A 19,891-nucleotide genomic window follows, 5' to 3' on the forward strand; every position below is an offset into this window, starting at 1 on the left:
AGGTGATGATAGTGCGTCGGGATATAGCTGACGCATACATAAGTCGGCGACACTCACGCTCGTTTGATACCAATATTTATCAATCGAAGAGGACCGAGTTAATACATGACCGTCGTTAGCGTCTCGATGCCCGAAGAACTCCTGGAACGAATCGACTCGTTCGCGGGCGAACACGGCTACACCGGCCGAAGCGAAGTCGTCCGAGAAGCGGCCCGGAATTTACTCGGTGAATTCGAGGACAAGCGACTGGAAGACCGCGACCTGATGGCCGTCGTCACGGTCATCTTCGACTACGAGACGACCAGCGTCGAAGAACGAATGATGGGGCTCCGACACGACTACGAGGGCCTCGTCAAGTCCAACTTCCACAATCACGTCGGCAACCACTACTGCATGGAACTGTTCGTCCTCGAGGGGCAACTGGAGGATATCTCGACGTTCGTCGGGAAAATTCGCGCGACGCGAGACACCCTCAGCGTCGATTACTCGGTGATGCCGGTCGACGAGTTCACGAACGTCGTCACCGAGTGACCTCGGGGGAGATGTCTTGTCCGGCGGACGGGTGAGTGCGCCGACGACTGCTTAGTCGTCGTCGTCGCCCCACGCGACATCCTGTGGCGCGTCGGCGTCAGTCCGGCCGAGCATGCTGTCGCGGAGGTCCGATTCGATTGCTTCCAGCGAGCGACCCTTCGTCTCCGGAACGAACACGTAGGTAAAGGCCAGCGCCACAGCGCTGAGAATCGCGTACACCCAGAACGTCCCGGCTTTCGTAATCGCACCGACCATGACGGGGAAGGTGAGAGACACCACGAGGTTGGCGACCCAGTTGAACACGGTGACGACGCCCATGGCCGTCCCGCGGACCTTCAGCGGGTACACCTCGGAGATGAGGAGCCAGAAGACCGGGCCGAGGCCGATGGCGAAGAAGGCCACATAGAGCATCAGGCTCCCGGTGGCAACCCACCCGACGATACCCGACAGACCGGGGAGGTAGAACGCCGCGCCGAGACCGAGGAGCGTGAGCGTCATCCCGACGAGACCGACCGACAGGAGTGGCCGTCGACCCGTGCGGTCGATGAGCAGAACCGCCACGATAGTCATGGCGACGTTGACGACGCCGATACCGACCGTCGCGAGGATGGACGCAGAGGACTCGAAGCCGGTCGATTCGAGGATGGTCGGCGCGTAGTAGATGACCGTGTTGATACCGGTGACCTGCTGAAGGACGGCGAGGCCGACACCCACGACGAGTGCCGGGCGCATCCACGGTTCGAGGAGGTCACGGATACTGCCGTCTTCCTGTTCGATAGTCTCTCGAATCTCGCCGAGTTCGGCGCGAATCTGGTCGTCGGTACGGGTTCGAGAGAGGACCTCTCGGGCCTGTCCTTCTCGGCCGTGTTCGACGAGCCAGCGCGGACTCTCGGGCATGAACACCATCCCCGCGCCGAGAATGAGCGCCGGAACCATCCCGGTCCCGAGCATCCAGCGCCACTGCCCGGCGTCGGCGAAGGCGTAGTTGACGAAGTACGACGCGAGGATACCGACGGTGACAGCGAGTTGGTTCAAGGAGACGAGCGACCCACGAATCTCCGGCGGTGCAATCTCCGAGAGGTACAGCGGGCCGACGATGGACGCGAACCCGATGGCGACGCCGTCGATGAGTCGGCCGACGACCAGCACCTCGACGGTCGGCGCGATAGCCATCACGAGAGAGCCGACGAAGAACACGACGGCGCTGACGAGGATGAGTCGGCGACGACCCCAGCGGTCGGCGAGATGGCCACCGAGCGCGGCACCGAACGCAGCACCCGCGAGTGCTCCGCTCACGACGATACCCTGCGCGAGCGGGCTCATGGTGAACGCGTCTTTGATGTACAGGAACGCGCCGGAGATGACACCCGTGTCGAACCCGAAGAGGAGCCCGTTGAGCGCGGCGAGTGCGGCCGTCACGTAGACGAACCTGTTTCGCCCATCACCGGTTGATAATGAGACACTATCGTCTGTCATAGTTCGTACTCGACAATGATATTTCGGAGCCTCATTTAGAAGTCCTGCGACATATTATCAAACAACAAAGATGTACATTATCGACTGAGATATACGACAAAACCGCCAGACGACGGCCATTTTTACTTTCTGTAGTTAATTCTAAATAGACGAATCTGATAGACTCTATTACGTAATAAACTCATAGACCCCATATTATAATTTATTTGAGTGTTGGTCGAGGAGAACGTTCAATCCGATTCGGAACCGAGGTGAACTGATGAGCGACCCCGTTCCAATCGTCGTGTACACGCGCCAAGAGTGTCACCTCTGTGACGTGGCAGAAGAGACCATCCACGAGGTTGCAGATTCGACGGGCGTTCCGGTCGATATCGACGTTATCGACGTGGACACGGACAGCGCACTCACGGAGGAGTACGGCGACCGAGTCCCGTACGTGTACGTAGACGGTCGCCCGGCGTTCAAATTCGAAGTCGACCCCGAGCGACTTCGAGAGAAACTCGATGCGGCCCGCGACTGACGCAGGGGGTGTCGAGATATGGTGGCGCTTTCGGTGAAATGCGAATAATCCGCACGACTGGCGGGCGTACTTCCCTGCTGTCGCCGTACGACCATATGGAGGTACGACGACGTGAGTGACACCCCATCCCCTGCCGGTATGGCTCCCTGTTCGACGACCAGCGCCGCCCTCGCAGAGTACGGTCTCTCCGATGGCAACACGCTCATCCGGCGAACCTACTACGCCCTCGTGGAGGACGGCTTTGGGACGACCGAACCGACCGACGCGTACCTCGGACGCGTCGCGGAGACGTTCCGTGCCCTGTTCGTCGAACTCACCGGGGCCTCTCACGTGCCCGCCGACATCGACGCCGCCATCGACGACGCGCGGTACGCGACTTTCGACTCCGTCGACGACGACGCCGACCTGCGGACGACTGTCCTGCCAGCGTTCAACAGCGCGTTCGCTGGGTACTACTGCCGGTACCGTGGTCGGCCGCTCGCCCCTGACACCTGAGCGACACGGTCAGTCGTTTTGTACCTCCTGTTCGTGGGGAGCACTCGCCCACTCGACGCCGCTGAACTCGAACCGGGCACCCCCACGTTCACTCTCGGTGAGTTGGACTGACCAGCCGTGAGCATCAACGATGTCCCGCACGATAGCGAGGCCGAATCCCGTCCCAGACGTACTCGTCGTGTACCCGTGTTCGAACACCTGCGGTCGTCGCGCCTCGGGGATTCCCACCCCATCGTCTTCGACGTAGAAGCCCGACCCATCGCCGAGTTGGCCGACGGACACCTCGACATCTGACCCACCGTGTTCGACCGAGTTCCGAAAGAGGTTCTCGAACAACTGGAGGAGGCGGCTTCCGTCCCCCAAGACGCTTCCTAATTCGTGTGTCTGAAGCATCGCTCCCCCCGTCTCGACGAAGCTCCACGCGTGGCTGACCGTCGATTGGAGGTCGACGTTTTCGCGCTCGACCACTGGGGACCCGTGTCGGGCGAGCGTGAGCAAGTCGTCGACGAGGACGTTCATCCGGTCGAGCGCGGTATCTATCTTCTCGAAATGTTCCGGGTCCTGTGTGTCGAGTGCGATTTCGAGGTACCCCTTTGCGACCGAAAGTGGGTTCCGAAGGTCGTGAGCGACGACCGAGACGAACTCGTCGAGGCGTTCGTTCGCGGCCGCGAGTTCCGATTCTCTGTCGCGGAGCTTTTGTTCGCGTTCGGCGCGCTCGATAGCCGACGAGACCGTCGCCGACAGAATGCGAAGCAGGTCGGTGTCGGTGTCGGTGAAGGGTTGAGGGTCGGTGGACCCGGCGATAAGGACGCCGTACTCGCCGAGCGGGACGTGAATCTCGGATTCGAACGGTGTGTCAGGGTTGAACACCTCGGCTTCCGATTTGAGTGAGTCGTACACGTGCAACTCGCCCGATTCGTAGGCTTCCCAGACGAGGCCCGTGTCGGGGGTGAAGATTGGGGCGTCACCGACCACCGTTCTCGCCGCGTCGCTCTCCGCGGCCGGGACGAGCGACTCGCTCTCGTCGTCGTAGTACCAGACCGCCGCGAGTGGCCATCCGACCACGTCCCGGACCGCATCGACAGCGACGGACGCAACGTCGTCGCGCGTTTCGACTGTCAGCAATTCGCGGGCGACCGATTGGAGGTCGCGAAGCGCGTCTTCGAGTCGGATACGGTCGGTCACGTCGATTGCGACGCTGACGACTTCCTCGACAGTATCGTCGTCCAAGATGGGTTCGACCCACGCTTCGAACGTCCGTCCCTCCACTTCGACGGTGAAGTTCACCGCCTCGCCTTCGAGGCCGCGGCGCATCCCCTCGATGGCATCCGGAACGTCGGCGTAGAGGTCGAAAAACGACTCGCCGACGACGTTTCCGACTCTCATCGAGAGGGTTTCGAGCGCCTTTCCCTCCGAGAGCAAGACGGTCCCGTCGGTGTCGACGACAGCCATGGCGACCGGGAGGTTTCTGACGAGCGTCTGGAGGTGCTTGTGTCGGGCGCGGAGTTCCCCGACCGTCTCGCGGCGCTCGGTCGTGTCACGGAAATACACAGACAGCCCCGTCTCCGAGGGGTACAGTCGAGCTTCGTACCAGGAGTCGCTGAGCGCACCCTCGAACTCGATGGTCTTCGGTTCGCCCGAGTCCATCGCCTTGAGATACTGCTCGTGAATCTCGGTTCCGACCAGTTCGGGGAATAGGTCCCAGAGGTGGTCGCCAATATCCACCTCGCGCGTCCGGTTGAGAAGGTCCTCCGCACGGTCGTTGAAGTACGTGAGATGCCAGTTGTTGTCGACGGCGAAGAAGGCGTCAGTCATCCGGGAGAAGACCGACTCGTGCTCCGGGATCAGACGCCCGTGGCCCGTCACGTCGCGCGCGATACCGACAACACCAGTCGTGGTGTCGGTGCCGATGCGCGTCAACGAGAGGTCGAAGATGCGCTTTGCCCCGGTGTAGTCTGTGACCGGGAGTCGCACGCGGCACTTGCGTTCGTCACCCGAAAGGAGGTCGCCCACCGTCGCTCGGAGTTCGTCGGAGGCACCGTCGGGGATGATACCATCCTCGACGAGGTCCGAGAAGTCGCTTCCGACGAAAGACTCGCGGTCCGTGCCAGTTACCTCCTCGACGCGACTGTTGACGAACACGACATCTCCGTCGCCATCGAGGACGAACGCGGCGTCATCCATCGTCTCGACGATTGACTCGTAGCGTTCGAGTTCGCGCTCGTGGTCGAACGGTGCTGTGACCCGGCGGGAAAAGACGCTCAGGCCGTCCTCGTCGGGGTAGATGCGCGCTTCGATTCGATAGCCGACCGCGTCGAGAAACGTCTCGACGGTCTGCGGGTCCCGCGTCTCCATCGCGCGTTCGAGCGCGTGGTGGAGTGCGGACCCCCGTGCCTTCGGAAAGAGCTCGCGCAGGTCGCGCCCGCGAACCTCCTCGGCCGGGATGTTCGTTCGCGCTTCCATCTGCTCGTTCCAGTAGACGATTTGCCAGTCGTTGTCGATGGCGTAGAATCCATCAGAAATGCGCTGGTATACGTTCGCGATAACCGAGTCGGACTCGTGGAGTTGCGAGTGAACGTGGTGCTGGTGGACAGCGTTTCGAATACGGTTTGCGAGCAAGTGGAAGTCCTCGCTGCCAGTGTCGCGCCGAACGTAGTCTGTGACGCCCATCGAGATTGCGCGACTGGCAACCGATTCGTCGCCGTTCGCGATGTAGAGAACGAACGGAAGACTCGACGACTGCGACCGAACGGCCGTGAGAAGTTCCAATCCGTCGCCGTCACGGAGGTGGTATTCGCAGACGACGCAGTCGAAGTCGTCGGTCTCGACGGCCGAGATGCCGTCAATGAGCGACGTTTCGGTTCGGACATCGAGGTGGTCGAACTCCCGTTCGAGCGCAGTCCCGACCAGGTCGGCGAAGTCAGTGTCCCGACCCACGTAGAGAACCGAGAGGTCCGGGTCGTCCGCACCGGGCGGACGTTGTTCGGGACTGGACATACTCGTATCTGTGACAGGTAGTTCAATAGATGTTATGGCGCAACGAACATTCTGCGGAAGTCTCTCGGTGACGGAGACGGTGCTAGCGGCGACGCGGAGGCGCGGTCAGCCACCACCCGAACACTTTCGACCAGTACTCCTCGGGGTCCGACGGCGGTTTCTTCGTCTCGATGTGGGCCTTCCCTTCGAGTAACTGGCGTTCGACGACGTTCCGCGCGAGGTTGAGCGCGTGTGACGCGCCGTATCCCTCGCCCGTACCGAGGAAGTGACCCTTGTCGGTGTACAGTCGGATGCGGGCCAAAATGAGGGGCGTCCCACGGAGTTTCTCGTCGTGTTCCTGCAGATGGACGTTCGCTTCGAGGAGCGTGAGACCGCCGAACTTGCCGGTCAACCCGTCTATCATCGAAACGACTTCGTCGCGGGTGATGTCGTCCAACAACTTGACGTTCGTAATCTGAACCGGCGGCCGCGACTCGCCGGTCCACGTCAGCGACCGAAGCACGTCTGTCTTCGTGACGATGCCTGCGGGTGCGTCTTCCTGAATGACGATGAGCGACGAGACGCCCGCCGTCAACATGCGCTCGACGGCGTCGTCGAGTCCCTCTTCCGGAAGCGCCGTCTCGATGGGGGCGCTCATCACGTCGGCGACCGGAAGGTCCAGCAGGCGGTCGATTTCGCCGGCACGCTCTCCCATGCCACCGTGCGACCGGAACACCGGTCCGGCCTCGTTGGCGGCAACGTCGAACCCGCCGGACGCACCGCCGGAGGCCTTATCGACCGCTCTGGTAGTGAAATCGAACACGTCGTAGAGGCTGACGATGCCGACGACGGAGTCACCGTCCACCACGGGGAGGTGGGTGATGCGGTTTTCGCGGAAGCGGTGAAGCGCCTCGCCGAAGGTGGTGTCGTCGTCGACGGTCACGAGCGAGTCGGTGTACACGTCGTCAACGGTGAGAACGCCGAGGAACTCCTGTACTGCCGCCAGTACGTCGTCGGCGGAGACGACGCCGACGAGGTCGTCGTTCTCCAACACGGGCAACACCTCGCTTTGACTCGCGAGGATGAGGCGGGCGACCTGTCGAACGTCCTCGTCCGACGAGACCGTCGCGGAGTGCCAGAGGATGCGACGGGCTTTCGCGTCGGGGTCACGGTGCGCGGCGTTCAACTGCCGTAGCGTCACCATCCCGTGGTACTCTCCGTCATCGGCCACGACGATTGCCTTCGCCCCGGTCTCGTGGAACAGTCCCTGAAGCGTCGAAACGCGCGCGTCGGGGGCAACAGTCGGGAAATCGTCGGTGACGATGTTCGAGATATCCATACGCTATGCTACGGTCGAGAGGGAGTTGAAGCTTGTCAGCGGACTGTTTTCCGCGCCGAAACGGTGAGAACGGTGGGAACGATTATGCGAACGGTTATCATATGTGTGGGTGGTGACAACCTCGTGGAACTCGTCGAAATCGAGCCGAACGTGTACGAGATAGAACGGACGGGGGAGATGCAGGTTCCGGTGCGCGTCTACGGTTCGGAACTGCTCGTCGAAGAAATGCAGACGGCTGACGACCGGGCACTCACACAGGCTCGACACGTCGCGGCACTTCCGGGTATCCAGCAGTTTGCGGTCGTCTTGCCGGACGGCCATCAGGGATACGGGTTTCCGGTTGGCGGCGTCGCCGCCGTCGATGCCGACACCGGCGTCATCAGTCCGGGGGGCGTCGGCTTCGACATCAACTGCGGCGTTCGGCTTCTCAGGACGGGACTGTCGTTTCAAGACGTGGTGGGACAACAGGCGATACTCGCCGACCGCCTGTACCAGACGGTTCCCACGGGACTCGGGACGGGTGGGTATCTCGACACCGACATCTCGGACGTTCGGGGCATTCTCGAAGCGGGGATGGAGTGGATGGAGTCCGAGGGCCACGCGAGGGAATCCGACCGCGAACACTGCGAGGAACACGGCAGGCTGTCCGGCGACCCGAACGCGATTCCGACAGAGGCGCTGAAGCGGGGCGTCGAGCAGGTCGGGTCGCTCGGGTCCGGCAATCACTTTCTCGAAGTCCAGCGCGTGTCCGAGGTGTACGACTCGGCCGCTGCGGCCGCGTTCGGTCTCGACCTCGACGAAATCGTCGTGATGATTCACGCCGGGTCCCGCGGCCTCGGCCACCAGACGTGTTCGCACTACATCCGCGAGTTCGAGCGTGCGTACCCCGACCTCGTCGAGTCGCTGCCGGACAAACAACTCGTCTACGCCCCGCTTTCGGACCGACTCGCTGGCGAGTATCTGTCGGCGATGAACGCCGCCGCGAACTTCGCGTGGGCGAACCGACAAGCGATAACCCAGGCGGTGCGCGAGGTGTTTTCCGACCTGTTCGACGAAGGCGACGTCCAACTCGTCTACGACGTGTGCCACAACATCGCCAAAGAAGAGACACACACCGTCGCGGGCGGTTCGAACGAGAATGCAGCGAGAGACGACGCCGAGAAGACAGACACACCGCTCTTCGTTCACCGCAAAGGAGCGACGAGAGCGTTTCCGGCCGGCCATCCCGAGATACCAGATTCGTACACAGATGTCGGGCAACCGGTTTTCGTTCCGGGAAACATGGGGTCGAACTCGTATATCCTCGCCGGGGGGGCGCGGTCGCTCGAACGCAGTTTCGGGTCGGCACCACACGGGGCGGGGCGAGCGAAACCACGGACACGAGCGAAAAAAGAGTACACTGCGGGCGAACTCCAGCAGGCGCTCCGTGCCCGTGGCATCTTCGTCAGGGCACAGTCCGGCGAGACACTGACTGAAGAGGCTCCCGGCACGTACAAGAACGTCGACGAAGTCGTACAGGTCAGCCACGAACTCGAACTCGCGACCAAAGTCGCACAGACGACGCCGCTGGCGAGTATAAAAGGCTGACCGCGCGAATCGAGCGTAGTGCTATCGTGTTGGCGGTCTACTATACACACATGGACGCTGACAGGCAACTTCTCCGACGCGCGCGAGACAATCTCGACGGCTGGATATACACCGCTCGCGACAAGGCGTACCGTGAGCTATTCACCGGGGACGATGCCGCAGTCACGCCCGACGAGCGCCAACTACTCGACCACATCGACTCGGAACTCGCCATGAACGGCGACGAGGGACTCTGGGGTGCCGACGAGTACGCCATCGTCCTCGGCCATCCGAAGAACCACCCGCTTTCGGTGGTCTGTACGCAACACCCCGAAATCCCCTCTGAATGGGCGCGAGGCGAAACCAGCCTCACCAAACCCGAACGAGAGCAGTTCAACGACCTGCTTTGGGACTACTGCGAACGGATTCGACGGTACATCCAAGACGAGGTCAACGAGTTCGTCGGTGCCGCCGGTCTGCCCGAGAACTGAGCCACCCGAGGAGTGAGCGCGTCCGCTGTGTCCACCTAGAGAGTCGCGTCTGCTGTGTTCCACCCAGAGAGTCGTGCCGTCGCTTCCGGTCCCGAGAGTCGCGTCTGCTGCGTCCCGATTGTGCCACTAGTAGCCGACACCGCAGTTATTCGCCCCGGTTCCGAAATGATGAGAACAGGTTATCGTTTCAAGACCAGTGCCATCCAATGGGGCCCAATGGTAGATTCCGACCCATTCGGTGCCATCCGTGAACTCGAACACGGTGACACCACGTACAAGATGGCGGACCTGACAGTCCTCGAAGAACAGGGCCTTTGCGAACTCGACAAACTGCCAGTCAGCATTCGTATTCTCCTCGAATCCGTCCTTCGGAACGTCGACGGCGACACGATTTCCGAAGACGACGTTCGAAACGCGGCGTCGTGGGAACCCGACGTCCCTAACGTCGAAGTGCCATTTACCCCGTCTCGCGTCGTTCTACAGGACCTGACGGGCGTTCCGGCCGTCGTCGACCTCGCGGCACTCCGCTCTGCGGCAGACCGAGCGGGAGAAGACCCCAAAATCGTCGAACCGGAGGTACCGTGTGACCTCGTCATCGACCACAGCGTGCAGGTCGACTACTTCGGCAGCGAGGATGCCTACGAGAAGAACGTCGAACTGGAGTACGAGCGCAACGCCGAGCGCTACAAGGCGCTCAAGTGGGCGCAAAACGCCTTCGACAACTTCAGCGTCGTCCCGCCGGGAACGGGTATCGTCCACCAGGTGAACCTCGAACACCTCGGACAGGTCGTCCACGACCGCGAGTGGCGCGACGACCAGTGGCTGCTTCCCGACACGCTCGTCGGCACCGACAGCCACACCCCGATGATTGGCGGTATCGGCGTCGTCGGCTGGGGTGTCGGTGGCATCGAGGCCGAGGCGGCGATGCTCGGCCAGCCGATTACGATGAAGCTCCCCGAAGTCGTCGGTGTCAAACTCGAAGGCGAGTTGCCGGAGGGTGCGACGGCGACGGACCTCGTGTTGCACGTCACCGAGCAACTCCGCGAAGTCGGCGTCGTCGACCGCTTCGTCGAGTTCTTCGGTCCCGGCGTCGGGAACCTCTCTGTCCCCGACCGGGCGACCATCTCGAACATGGCTCCCGAACAGGGGTCGACCATCAGCGTCTTCCCGGTGGACGAGGCCACGCTGGACTATCTCGAACTCACCGGCCGCGACCCCGACCACATCGAACTCGTCCGCGAATATCTCGAATCGCAGGGCCTCTTCGGCGAGCAGCATCCCGAATACACCGAGACCGTCGAGGTCGACCTCTCGGCTGTCGAACCGAGCCTCGCTGGCCCGAAGCGCCCGCAGGACCGCGTCCCGATGGGCGACATGAAGTCGCACTTCCGCGGCCTCGTCCACCGCGAGTTCGAAGACGAACTCGGCGACGTGGACGAAGTTGAACTCGAACGATGGCTGGGTGAGGGCGGCCGAACCGACGGCGGTGCCGCCGTTGTCGAAGCCGACGCCGACCTCGACCCCCTGACGAAACGCGTCGAAGTCGACCTCGGAGACGGCAAAACGGCCGAAATCGGCCACGGAAGCGTCGTCGTCAGCGCAATCACGAGTTGTACGAACACCTCGAACCCGTCGGTCATGGTCGCCGCGGGGCTCCTCGCCCGCAACGCGGTCGAAAAGGGCCTCAACGTGCCGGACTACGTCAAGACGAGCCTCGCGCCCGGAAGCCGCGTCGTCACGGAGTACCTGAAGAAGGCCGAACTGCTCCCGTACCTCGAGGACCTCGGCTACGACGTGGTTGGCTACGGCTGTACGACCTGTATCGGCAACGCGGGGCCGCTTCCCGAACCTATCGAGAACGCCATCGACGACCACGACCTGTGGACGACGAGTGTCCTGAGTGGCAACCGGAACTTCGAGGCGCGCATCCACCCGAAGATTCGCGCGAACTACCTCGCAAGTCCGCCGCTCGTCGTCGCCTACGGCCTCGCCGGACGGATGGACATCGACCTCGAAACCGACCCGCTCGGCACCGACGAAGACGGCGACCCGGTCTACCTCGCCGACATCTGGCCGGACGCCGACGAGGTCCACGAGACCATCCACACCAGCGTCGAACCGGAGATGTTCCGCGAGAAGTACGCGGAAGTCTTCGAAGGCGACGAGCGCTGGGAGGCGCTCGAAGCGCCCACCGGCGACGTGTACGAGTGGGACGACGAGTCCACGTACATCCGCGAACCGCCGTTCTTCAAAGACTTCCCACTGGAGGAACCCGGCGTGGCGGACATCGAAGACGCCCGCTGTCTCCTGACGCTCGGCGACACCGTGACGACCGACCACATCAGCCCCGCCGGACCGTTCGGCCCTGACCTCCCGGCCGGACAGTGGCTCATGGACCACGGCGTCGACCCCGTGGACTTCAACACCTACGGCTCTCGCCGCGGCAACCACGAGGTGATGATGCGCGGGACGTTCGCCAACGTCCGCATCGAGAACCAGATGCTCGACGGCGTAGAAGGCGGCTACACCATCCACCACCCGACGGACGAAGAGACCACGGTCTTCGAAGCGAGCGGGCGCTACCGTGAGGTGGGCACCCCGCTCGTCGTCCTCTCGGGCGTCGAATTCGGGACTGGCTCTAGCCGCGACTGGGCGGCCAAGGGCACGGACCTCCTCGGTGTGAAGGCGACCATCGCCGAGAGTTACGAGCGTATCTACCGCGACAACCTCGTCGGGATGGGCGTACTGCCCCTCCAGTTCGAAGACGGCGACTCGTGGGAGTCGCTCGGTCTCGACGGCTCTGAACACTTCGACATCCGCGGCCTCGACGACGGCCTCGAAGTCAACGACGAACTCACCGTCGTCGCCACGAAGGACGACGGAAACGAAGTCGAGTTCGACGTGACCGCGCAGGTCGGCACGCCCGCCGCGGTGAAGTACGTCGAAAACGGCGGTATCCTCCACTACGTCCTGCGCCGCCTGCTCACGCAGGACTGAGGACGGTCCGTTCTGGGCGCTTTCGCCCAGTCTCCGTCTCCGGTTTGTCGTTTCGTTTACCGGTTGTCGCAGTTTTTCGGTTTGTCGCCTCGTTCGCGGCATTCCTCCGAGTCGCCCTCGACGTTCTCTTCTGTCATTCCTCCCCGATATCTGCCTCCTCTTCGGCGACCCGCAAGCGACGGTCCCGGGCGTGCTCGTGTTGGTGTCGATGCACGTCGTCGCCGGAGTGTGCGTCGGGACGCTGACCGAAAGTGGTCGGAGCGCGGACTGACTCAGGCGATTCCCTCACCGTCTCGGTTCGACCCGTCTTCGAACCCACCCAGTCGCCCCCCTCGGAAACGGCGGCGACTCCACGGCCGTCTGTACGGTCCCGGTTCCGTCGATAGCGCGGACGACCACCTCGTGAGGCGAGTCCGCGCGATACTCGTAGGCCCACTGTCGCCAGACATCCGCGTCGGGAAGCGACTCGGAGAGTCGCGCCCGGTTCCACGTCTCGCCACCATCGACAGAAACCTCGACAGCCTGAATTCCTCGAACTCCAGCGTAGGCATGCCCGCCGACCTGAATCGACCCGTCGGGGCGGTGGTTGACTGCGTGGAGTTTCGCCACCGTCGAGACGGGACCGGTGCCGTGCCACCCGCGCTTCTCCCAGTAGCCCTCCTGTTCGCCTTCGAGGAACTCGATTTCCGTAAGCCACTTGACGTTGATTTCGCCCCAGTGGCCGGGAATCAATGCCCGGACTGGATAGCCGTGTTTTCGGGGGAGTACCTGTCCGTTCATCCCGTACGCGAGGAAGCCATCCGAGAGCGCTTCGATGGGGAACTCCTCGAAGTAGTCGTCCGCGGCCCTGAGCATCACGTGCGTCGCCTCGTCTGTGGGGCGCGCCTGTTCGAGGACCGCCGAGACGGGAACACCGGTCCAGAGCGCGTTGTCCATCAACGTCCCGTTCAGGGGTTCGCCTACGCAACGGAGCGTGACGAACCGGTGTTCGGGGGCCATGTCGGTGAGGTCGCCGTAGGAGAACGTCGCCGTCTGCTCGACGGCACCGGTGACCCGAAGCCGCCACTCCGACGCGTTCAGGTTCGGGTTGATGGCGTCGATGTCGATTTCGTAGAAGTCCTCGACTGGTGTGGTGAGTCCCTCTAACCCGGCAACGTCGAGCGACTGGGCGCGGGCCTCGTCGAGACGGTCGTTGATTTCCTTCCGCTCTGCGGCCGGAAGCGCGGTCAGCAGCGACGACTCTGGACGAACGAGTCGGAGCCCGATGACCGACGAGAGGCCGAGAAATCCGAGGAGGCTGGCGGTGGCGACGACGACGCGACGCCGCCCACGGTCTGGCGTGGGACGAACCGGGAAGCGCCGCCCGAGTCCGACGGCGACTGCCATTGGAACCGCCACGCCGAGTGCGAAAAACGGAGCGCGAACGAGGACCGCCGTGACGCCCCACCCGACGAAGTACGTCGCCATCACCGCGCCGACAGTCCCGCCGAATCGGTCGCCGAAGGCGTCGCCAGCGGCCGCCACGAGCGCGAGGACGAACGCGGTGAGGCCGACAGAGAACGCGAACGCGAGCGTGTCGCCGAGCGTACCAAGCGTCTGAATCGAGGCGGTGACGATGACTCCGGGCGTTGTATTGACGACCCACGAGTTCACCGGCGCGACGACGAAGTTGCGCGTGAACCCCGCGACGGCGAAGGACCCCGCGACGCCGACGGTTCCCGCGACGATAGCTCTCGGTCCGCGTCGTCGGAGTGCTTGCAGCAGTTTCGAGTGGGCGTTCGAACTGGTCATTGCCACGGAAGCAAGCGACGGTGACTCGCGTACAAGAGGCCGAGCGTCACGAGGAACAACACGGTGCCGAAGTCGTAGGACCACTGGTAGGCCGTCGTCGAGAGCGCCGTCGCAGGGCCGCCGAGGAGACCGATTGCAGGCGCGATTATCGGAACGGTACAGCCGACACAGGTGACGATACCCAGCACGCTGGCGATGGTTCCGCGCGCCAACGCGAGCGCGTTCGCGTACACCAGATACGCGAGTGCGGCGTAGCCGACGACTTCGAACGGGACGAGGTACAGACGCACCCACGGGCTGTTGAACGCGAGGAGCGGTCCCCATCCGGGCGCGTGCCACGCAATTCGGAGGTCGGTGGCGGTGACGAGCGTTCCGGTCCCGACGTTTCCGGGGACGTACATCACGAGGAAGAAATATCCCACTCCGACGAGCAGTCCGAGGAGTCGATGGCGTCGGTTCTGCGGAGACGGGTCGGTGTTCCACACGGCCCAGAGTCCGGCGTTTATCCAGACGAAGGGGTAGAGGAGGTACCGAATCTGGGTCGTCTCCGCGCTCGTCAGCGAGAAGTATCCGACGAGTGCGATTCCTTCGAGTGCGACGAGTGCGGCCCACAAGAGCGCGGAGTGCGAGAGTCCGGCGGGAAGCGCGTCCTCGTTGACTGTTCGGGTCATACGACGAGTGTATCCAGCACGATAGCCACGAGGAGGCACCCGAGGTAGGCGTTCGAGGTGTGGAATGCTCTGACCGCCGCATGCTGGTCTTGCTCCCGGAAGAGCTTGACCACAGCCCAGACGAAGACGCCGCCAACCACAGCAACCGTCACGGCGTAGACGACATCGAGGTGGGGATGCGAACCGAGGACGATTGCAGCGAGCATCGTCGCCCCGAGGTAGAGCATGATGTGTCGACGCGTGACCGACTCGCCGCGGACGACTGGGAGCATCGGGAACCCCGCCCGTTCGTAGTCGTCCCGGTACGCCATGGCGAGATTGTAGAAGTGCGCGGGCGTCCACAGGAAGATGACGCCCCCGAGGACGACGGCGGGAATACCGACAGTCTCCGTCACCGCGGCCCAACCGATGAGGGCGGGGAACGCGCCCACGGCCCCACCGAGGACGATGTTCTGGGTCGTATTCGGCTTCAACACGAGCGTGTAGCCGACGCTGTAGAACAGAATGGCGAGCATTCCGAGCACCGCCGCGAGGACGTTGACGAGGGTGACGAAGACCACCGCCGACACAAAGGTGAGGAAGACGCCGAAGGCGATGGCGTTTCGGACCGAGATTCGACCCTCGACGAGCGGCCGGTCGCTGGTTCGGTCCATCTGGCGGTCGATGTCGCGTTCGAGGACGTTGTTGAACGTTCCGCTCGCGCCGATAGCCAGCACGCCCCCGGTGAGCGTCGCGGCCACGGTCCATGGGTCGAGCGTCCGACCACCTGCGATGCTCATCGCAGCGAGCGCGACGAGACAGAGCAGCCACCAGAGTTTGGGCTTCGTCAGCGCGACGTACGCGCGTGCCCGGCCAACTAATCCGGGCGGTTGGGCTGTGGCCGCAGCTGTCTGGGCTGTGGCCGCGTCTGTCACCTCCGGACGTGGGCCGACGACAGGCGCAGGGTCCGGCTTTGGCTTCGACTCCTCCGCAGGCGTCTCGAATTCGAGTTGCCACAGGAGCGCGAGCAAGAGTGAGGAGAAAATCACGATGGCAGTGACGAGATGAATCGCCGAGAGAGCGGTCGGCGCACCCGCTCCGGCGGTGAGTGCGCCGATAGCGACCTGAATCGGATACAACACCAGTCCAGTGGTGAGCGCGCCACGAACACGTCGTGGTGTTCGCTGTTTGGCCAGCCACGTTCGAATCGTCGTTCCGGCGAGGAGGAGGCCGACGAGAAGGACGACAACCCGGTGCAACCACGCCACGATGTGCGGAAGCGGGTCGCTGGGTGACACCAGTAGCTCACCGCCGCAGGTGGGCCATGCCGAGCAGGCGGCCGCCCCATCGAGGAGCGCCGTCGACACACCGACGACGAGGAGGAGATAGACGCCGAGCGTGGACGCCGTGAGCATGTCGACGACTTCGAAATCAGCCGACTGGAGAGAGGTGCGTTCAGGCATGGGCCGTCACGTCCCGAAGTAGACGAACGTCAAGATGGCCAGCGAGACGGCAGTCAGGAAGTGCCAGTACGCCTCGACGGTCCGGACCATCAGGTTCCGGTTCTCGCTGAAGTGGTTTCGGACTCGCGCGCGGTAGACGACGATGCCGACGAGCACGACCCCAACAGCGAGGTGGGCGGCGTGAAGACCGGTAAGTGCGTAGTACGCGGCACCGTAGGGACCGGTGCTCCAGAATAAATCACCGGCCATGAGTTGGGCGTACTCGACGCCGAGGAGGACGAAGAACGCGACGCCCGCGACGATGCCGACCGAGAACCCGCGAACCACACCGGTTCGGTCCCCGGCGGTGATTCGAGTGCGGCCGTAGTAGAGCGCGAGGCTCCCGAGGACCATCGCTCCCGTCATCGCCGCCCCGAGCCAGAGCGTCAACCCCGGATAGCCCTCTGGTGGGAAGGGGCCACGCGTCGCGTCGAGGTAGAACCACGCGACGAAAAAGCCCATGAACACGAGTATTTCGCTGACGATGAGGACGTACATCCCGAACAGTCCCGTCTCGATACCGAGCAACTGGCGCTTCTGTTCGGGCACGACGCCCGCTTCGAACTCCTCGATGGCGTACTCTCGTGTCCACCCCCATAGACCGTATAGCATCACGGGAACGCCCGCGATGAGAACCGGCGGCCAGAGCAGTCCCCATCCGAGGAGCAGCAACCCGAGTCCGACGACGACCGGATATCTGCTCCCGTGTGGGAATCCTTCCGCCCCTGCTCCTCTCCGAACCGGTTCGCCGACGTTAGATTCTGATTCTCCCATTGGTTTCACCTCAGGTTGTACACTGCCGCGGGTTCGACCGCGTGGCCGTCGCCGCTTTCTTCTTCACTGTGACCGTCACCGTTTTCTCCCTCACTGTGGCCGTCACCGCCTTCTTCCATCTCTCCGCCGTGACCGTCCCCTTCAGCGTGGCCGTCGCCGCTGACACCAGTCGGCTCGAATGCGGCCTCACCACCCTGTGCCTGCGCCCACGTCTGGTAGTCCTCGGGGGAGACGATGTACACCGAGGCAATCATCCCCGAGTGTCCCTTCCCGCAGAGTTCGGCGCATCTGACCTCGTAGCGGTCGGCGGGGATGGTCTCCTCACCGGCCTGAATCGTGGTCTCGCCGTGGACCTCGCCCACGTAGAACCACGCCCGGTTCGACTGCGCCGGGAGGGCGTCTTTGGTGATGCCGAGTTCCTTGATGGCGAAACTGTGGATGACGTCGGCCGACGTCGTATCGAATACGATGAGCGTATCCGCCGGCAAGACGACCCGCTCACCCTGCGAGTGCGGAATTCCATCCACGTCGAAGCGCCAGAACCACTGCGAGGCGGTCACCTCCATGTGGAGTTGCTGACTCGCGCCGGTTTGTTCCGCCGCGTCCGCGGGCGACGCCTCGTCGGTCTGGGCGAGGGTCGATGCACCCACGAAGATGGTCGTCGACATGATGACGAGAACGGCGAGGACGAAGACCGAAAGCATGAGGCGGCCCTGTCCGGGGAGCATCGGCGCGGCGCGCTCCCGCACGCCGACCGAGTGCCGGTAGACCGACCAGATGATGAGCGCGACGAACAGTCCCCCGCCGACGAGGGCCGCGAGGAACATCGTCTGCTTGAAGTCGATAATCGTCGAGACGGGGAACAGCCCCTCCTCTTCGGGTTCGAGAATGCCGTAGCCGAACTCGTAGACGAACAACGCGAACGTGAACAGGAAGACCGACCCCCAGAGGAGCGATTCGAGTCGGTCGCCTCGCTCGTCGGGGCCGGTTTCGACCGCTCTATCGGCCGCCATCAGTCGTCACCTCCCGTTTCCTCGGCCGTCCCACCGTCGTGAGCGACACCGCCGGACTCGTCGCCAGCACCACCGTCGTGGGCGATACCGCCGGACTCGTCGCCCGTGCCCGGAATCGAACCCGGGGTCGGCGGCCAGTAGGGAAAGCCGTCCCACTCGGGTGACGGCATGTCCTGTCCGGAGAACAGGTCGTCCCACGGGTCGTCGACTTCGTCGCCGCTGCGTAGGCTCCACAGCAGGTTGGCGAAGAACGCCACCTGTCCGACCCCGGCGAACAGCGCAAAGCCGGTCGCTAAGATGTGCGCCAACTGAAGCTGTGGGGCGTAAGTGTAGGTCGCATAGCGACGCATCATTATCACGCCGTCCGCTCCCGGTGCGTTGCCGTCGCCGAGCAGCCCCATCGTGAAGAACAGGCCGAACATGCCGACGATGGTCGCAAACGCGTGGAACTTCGCCAGTCTCGTGTCGTACATCCGTCCGGTCATCCGGGGATACCAGTAGTACACCCCGGCGAGCAGGCCGAACAGCCCGACTGTGACGATGGTGAAGTGGAAGTGACCGACAATGAAGTACGTCGAGTGGAACTGGATGTCGGTCGCGGGTTGGCCTAAGAACGCTCCGTCCATCCCCGAGTATATCAGTCCGACGACGACTGCAATCGAAAACAGCATCGGCGTCGTGAGGTGGATGCGGCCTTTCCACATCGTGGCTACCATCGAGTAGATGTAGACGCCGAATCCGAGGAAGATAGCCATCGAGAACACCATGAAGGCGTACCGGCTGGCGGCGAGTCCCGTCGCGAACATGTGGTGTCCCCAGACGCTGACGGAGGCGACGGTGATGACCGCCATCGACGCAATCAGCGGCTTGTAGCCGTAGAGCGGGCGCTCGGAGAACCGCGAGATAACCTCCGCCGCGATACCCATCCCCGGCAAGACGAGGACGTACACCTCGGGGTGGCCGAACGTCCAGAATATCCACTGGTAGAGAAGCGGGTCGCCGCCAGCGCGCGCGTTGAAGAAGCTCATTCCGAGGTTGCGCTCCAACCAGACCATCGACCAGGCGTCGAGCACCCACGGGATGGAGTAGAGCGCGAGAATGACGGTGAACACCGTGAACCAGACGAACGGCGGGAGGTCGAACCAGCCCATCTCGGGGTCGCGCTCGTTCAAGATGGTCACGAAGAAGTTGGCGGCGCTGCCCGTCGAGGTAATCGCCAGAATGGCGACGCCGATGATGCCTGCGTCCTGTCCGAAGGAGTTCATCATCGTGTTCAGCGGTGGGTACTGGAACCACCCGGCCGCGGTCGGAACGCCAGAGAGTCCGAGGAAGTTCGTGAAAAAGGGCGTATAGAGGACGATGAGACCGGCGGAGATACCCCACGCGCCGAGCGCGTTCATCCGCGGCCACGCCATCTCGTCGACGCCGAGGAACAACGGCAGCATGTAGTTGAAGAAGGCACCCTGCAGGGGCAGGATGACGAAGAATATCATCGTCAGCGCGTGAACGCTCACGAGCGCGTTGTACCCGAGCAGACTGAGGTACACCATATCCGGCGAGGCCGCGAGGTCAGTCCGGAAGATGAGTGCTGCGAGTCCCCCGAGCGCGAACGCGAAGAGCGCGTGCCACAGGTAGATGATGCCGATGACCTTGTGGTCCGTCGTGTAGAGCCAGTAGCGCCATCCCGTTAGCTCGTGGTCGTCGTGTTCTCCGGGCTCTCCGTGTGCCTGTTCGTCGCCGCCCTCAGTCGGATGTCTAACGCTCATCGTA

The 19,891-nt window shown here is 63.2% G+C and carries 15 protein-coding genes; 6 read left to right on the forward strand and 9 right to left on the reverse strand.

Translation table 11 applies throughout. The features are described 5' to 3' along the window. The first annotated feature begins 105 nt into the window (after positions 1-105). Entirely contained in the window at positions 106-531 is a 426-nt protein-coding gene (locus ACH9L7_RS10350) for a CopG family ribbon-helix-helix protein (protein ID WP_396610632.1), read from the forward strand. A 51-nt stretch (positions 532-582) separates the two neighbouring features. Here the strand turns inward: ACH9L7_RS10350 and ACH9L7_RS10355 are convergent, their stop codons facing one another. Continuing rightward, positions 583-2,007: a sugar porter family MFS transporter gene (locus ACH9L7_RS10355; protein WP_396610633.1), complete on the reverse strand. Its 1,425-nt coding sequence runs from the start codon at positions 2,005-2,007 to the stop codon at positions 583-585. Between the two features lie 259 nt (positions 2,008-2,266). Between ACH9L7_RS10355 and ACH9L7_RS10360 the strand changes: the two genes are divergently transcribed. Together ACH9L7_RS10360 and ACH9L7_RS10365 are read left to right on the forward strand one after the other, a co-directional pair. After that, entirely contained in the window at positions 2,267-2,527 is a 261-nt protein-coding gene (locus ACH9L7_RS10360) for a glutaredoxin family protein (protein ID WP_396610634.1), read from the forward strand. Positions 2,528-2,638: 111 nt separating this feature from the next. Then, a complete protein-coding gene (locus ACH9L7_RS10365) occupies positions 2,639-3,022 on the forward strand; it encodes a hypothetical protein (protein ID WP_396610635.1) in 384 nt (127 codons plus the stop codon). Positions 3,023-3,031: 9 nt separating this feature from the next. On the opposite strand, the gene ACH9L7_RS10370 is transcribed toward ACH9L7_RS10365, so the two are convergent. Both ACH9L7_RS10370 and ACH9L7_RS10375 read right to left on the reverse strand, forming a co-directional pair. Then, positions 3,032-6,019, reverse strand: a complete 2,988-nt coding sequence (locus tag ACH9L7_RS10370) for a PAS domain-containing protein (protein WP_396610636.1) — start codon at positions 6,017-6,019, stop codon at positions 3,032-3,034. A gap of 82 nt (positions 6,020-6,101) precedes the next feature. Next, a complete protein-coding gene (locus ACH9L7_RS10375; RefSeq protein WP_396610637.1) occupies positions 6,102-7,337 on the reverse strand; it encodes a CBS domain-containing protein in 1,236 nt (411 codons plus the stop codon). 84 nt (positions 7,338-7,421) lie between these two features. Here ACH9L7_RS10375 and ACH9L7_RS10380 point away from each other — a divergent pair, with 84 nt between their 5' ends. The 3 genes from ACH9L7_RS10380 (at position 7,422) to acnA (ending at position 12,391) form a co-directional block, all read left to right on the forward strand. Next, the gene (locus ACH9L7_RS10380) at positions 7,422-8,924 is read left to right on the forward strand and encodes an RtcB family protein (RefSeq protein ID WP_396610638.1); all 1,503 of its coding nucleotides are present in this window, start codon (positions 7,422-7,424) and stop codon (positions 8,922-8,924) included. 50 nt (positions 8,925-8,974) lie between these two features. Then, complete coding sequence (locus ACH9L7_RS10385; protein ID WP_396610639.1) at positions 8,975-9,394, forward strand: hypothetical protein; 420 nt, start codon at positions 8,975-8,977, stop codon at positions 9,392-9,394. Positions 9,395-9,610: 216 nt separating this feature from the next. Then, positions 9,611-12,391: an aconitate hydratase AcnA gene (gene acnA, locus ACH9L7_RS10390; RefSeq protein ID WP_396610640.1), complete on the forward strand. Its 2,781-nt coding sequence runs from the start codon at positions 9,611-9,613 to the stop codon at positions 12,389-12,391. 285 nt (positions 12,392-12,676) lie between these two features. Here the strand turns inward: acnA and ACH9L7_RS10395 are convergent, their stop codons facing one another. The 6 genes from ACH9L7_RS10395 to ACH9L7_RS10420 are packed head-to-tail and all read right to left on the reverse strand — an operon-like array spanning position 12,677 to position 19,887. Beyond that, on the reverse strand, positions 12,677-14,182 hold the full coding sequence (locus ACH9L7_RS10395; RefSeq protein WP_396610641.1) for a molybdopterin-dependent oxidoreductase: 1,506 nt from the start codon (positions 14,180-14,182) through the stop codon (positions 12,677-12,679). Further along, positions 14,179-14,853 carry a hypothetical protein gene (locus ACH9L7_RS10400; protein ID WP_396610642.1) on the reverse strand — a complete coding sequence of 225 codons (675 nt, stop codon included), beginning with the start codon at positions 14,851-14,853 and terminating at the stop codon, positions 14,179-14,181. Before ACH9L7_RS10400 ends, ACH9L7_RS10395 begins: the two co-directional genes overlap by 4 nt. Then, on the reverse strand, positions 14,850-16,295 hold the full coding sequence (locus ACH9L7_RS10405; protein ID WP_396610643.1) for a heme o synthase: 1,446 nt from the start codon (positions 16,293-16,295) through the stop codon (positions 14,850-14,852). The genes ACH9L7_RS10400 and ACH9L7_RS10405 overlap by 4 nt, the downstream gene beginning before the upstream one ends. Before the next feature lie 6 nt (positions 16,296-16,301). After that, entirely contained in the window at positions 16,302-17,108 is an 807-nt protein-coding gene (locus ACH9L7_RS10410; protein ID WP_396610644.1) for a heme-copper oxidase subunit III, read from the reverse strand. A 5-nt stretch (positions 17,109-17,113) separates the two neighbouring features. Further along, complete coding sequence (locus ACH9L7_RS10415) at positions 17,114-18,121, reverse strand: hypothetical protein (protein ID WP_396610645.1); 1,008 nt, start codon at positions 18,119-18,121, stop codon at positions 17,114-17,116. After that, a complete protein-coding gene (locus tag ACH9L7_RS10420) occupies positions 18,121-19,887 on the reverse strand; it encodes a cbb3-type cytochrome c oxidase subunit I (protein ID WP_396610646.1) in 1,767 nt (588 codons plus the stop codon). Before ACH9L7_RS10420 ends, ACH9L7_RS10415 begins: the two co-directional genes overlap by 1 nt. Between the last annotated feature and the right edge of the window lie 4 nt (positions 19,888-19,891).

Source organism: Haloferax sp. S1W (genome assembly GCF_044593955.1).
In the GTDB taxonomy this organism is placed as follows: Archaea; Halobacteriota; Halobacteria; order Halobacteriales; family Haloferacaceae; genus Haloferax.

Excerpts from the sequence above, each read along its gene's own strand:
- ACH9L7_RS10415 (WP_396610645.1), bottom strand. The coding sequence starts at position 18,121 with ATGGCGGCCGATAGAGCGGTCGAAACCGGCCCCGACGAGCGAGGCGAC.
- ACH9L7_RS10360 (WP_396610634.1), top strand. The coding sequence starts at position 2,267 with ATGAGCGACCCCGTTCCAATCGTCGTGTACACGCGCCAAGAGTGTCAC.
- ACH9L7_RS10370 (WP_396610636.1), bottom strand. The coding sequence starts at position 6,019 with ATGTCCAGTCCCGAACAACGTCCGCCCGGTGCGGACGACCCGGACCTC.
- ACH9L7_RS10380 (WP_396610638.1), top strand. The coding sequence starts at position 7,422 with ATGCGAACGGTTATCATATGTGTGGGTGGTGACAACCTCGTGGAACTC.
- ACH9L7_RS10355 (WP_396610633.1), bottom strand. The coding sequence starts at position 2,007 with ATGACAGACGATAGTGTCTCATTATCAACCGGTGATGGGCGAAACAGG.
- ACH9L7_RS10350 (WP_396610632.1), top strand. The coding sequence starts at position 106 with ATGACCGTCGTTAGCGTCTCGATGCCCGAAGAACTCCTGGAACGAATC.
- ACH9L7_RS10385 (WP_396610639.1), top strand. The coding sequence starts at position 8,975 with ATGGACGCTGACAGGCAACTTCTCCGACGCGCGCGAGACAATCTCGAC.
- acnA (WP_396610640.1), top strand. The coding sequence starts at position 9,611 with ATGGTAGATTCCGACCCATTCGGTGCCATCCGTGAACTCGAACACGGT.
- ACH9L7_RS10420 (WP_396610646.1), bottom strand. The coding sequence starts at position 19,887 with ATGAGCGTTAGACATCCGACTGAGGGCGGCGACGAACAGGCACACGGA.
- ACH9L7_RS10410 (WP_396610644.1), bottom strand. The coding sequence starts at position 17,108 with ATGGGAGAATCAGAATCTAACGTCGGCGAACCGGTTCGGAGAGGAGCA.
- ACH9L7_RS10400 (WP_396610642.1), bottom strand. The coding sequence starts at position 14,853 with ATGACCCGAACAGTCAACGAGGACGCGCTTCCCGCCGGACTCTCGCAC.
- ACH9L7_RS10405 (WP_396610643.1), bottom strand. The coding sequence starts at position 16,295 with ATGCCTGAACGCACCTCTCTCCAGTCGGCTGATTTCGAAGTCGTCGAC.
- ACH9L7_RS10395 (WP_396610641.1), bottom strand. The coding sequence starts at position 14,182 with ATGACCAGTTCGAACGCCCACTCGAAACTGCTGCAAGCACTCCGACGA.
- ACH9L7_RS10375 (WP_396610637.1), bottom strand. The coding sequence starts at position 7,337 with ATGGATATCTCGAACATCGTCACCGACGATTTCCCGACTGTTGCCCCC.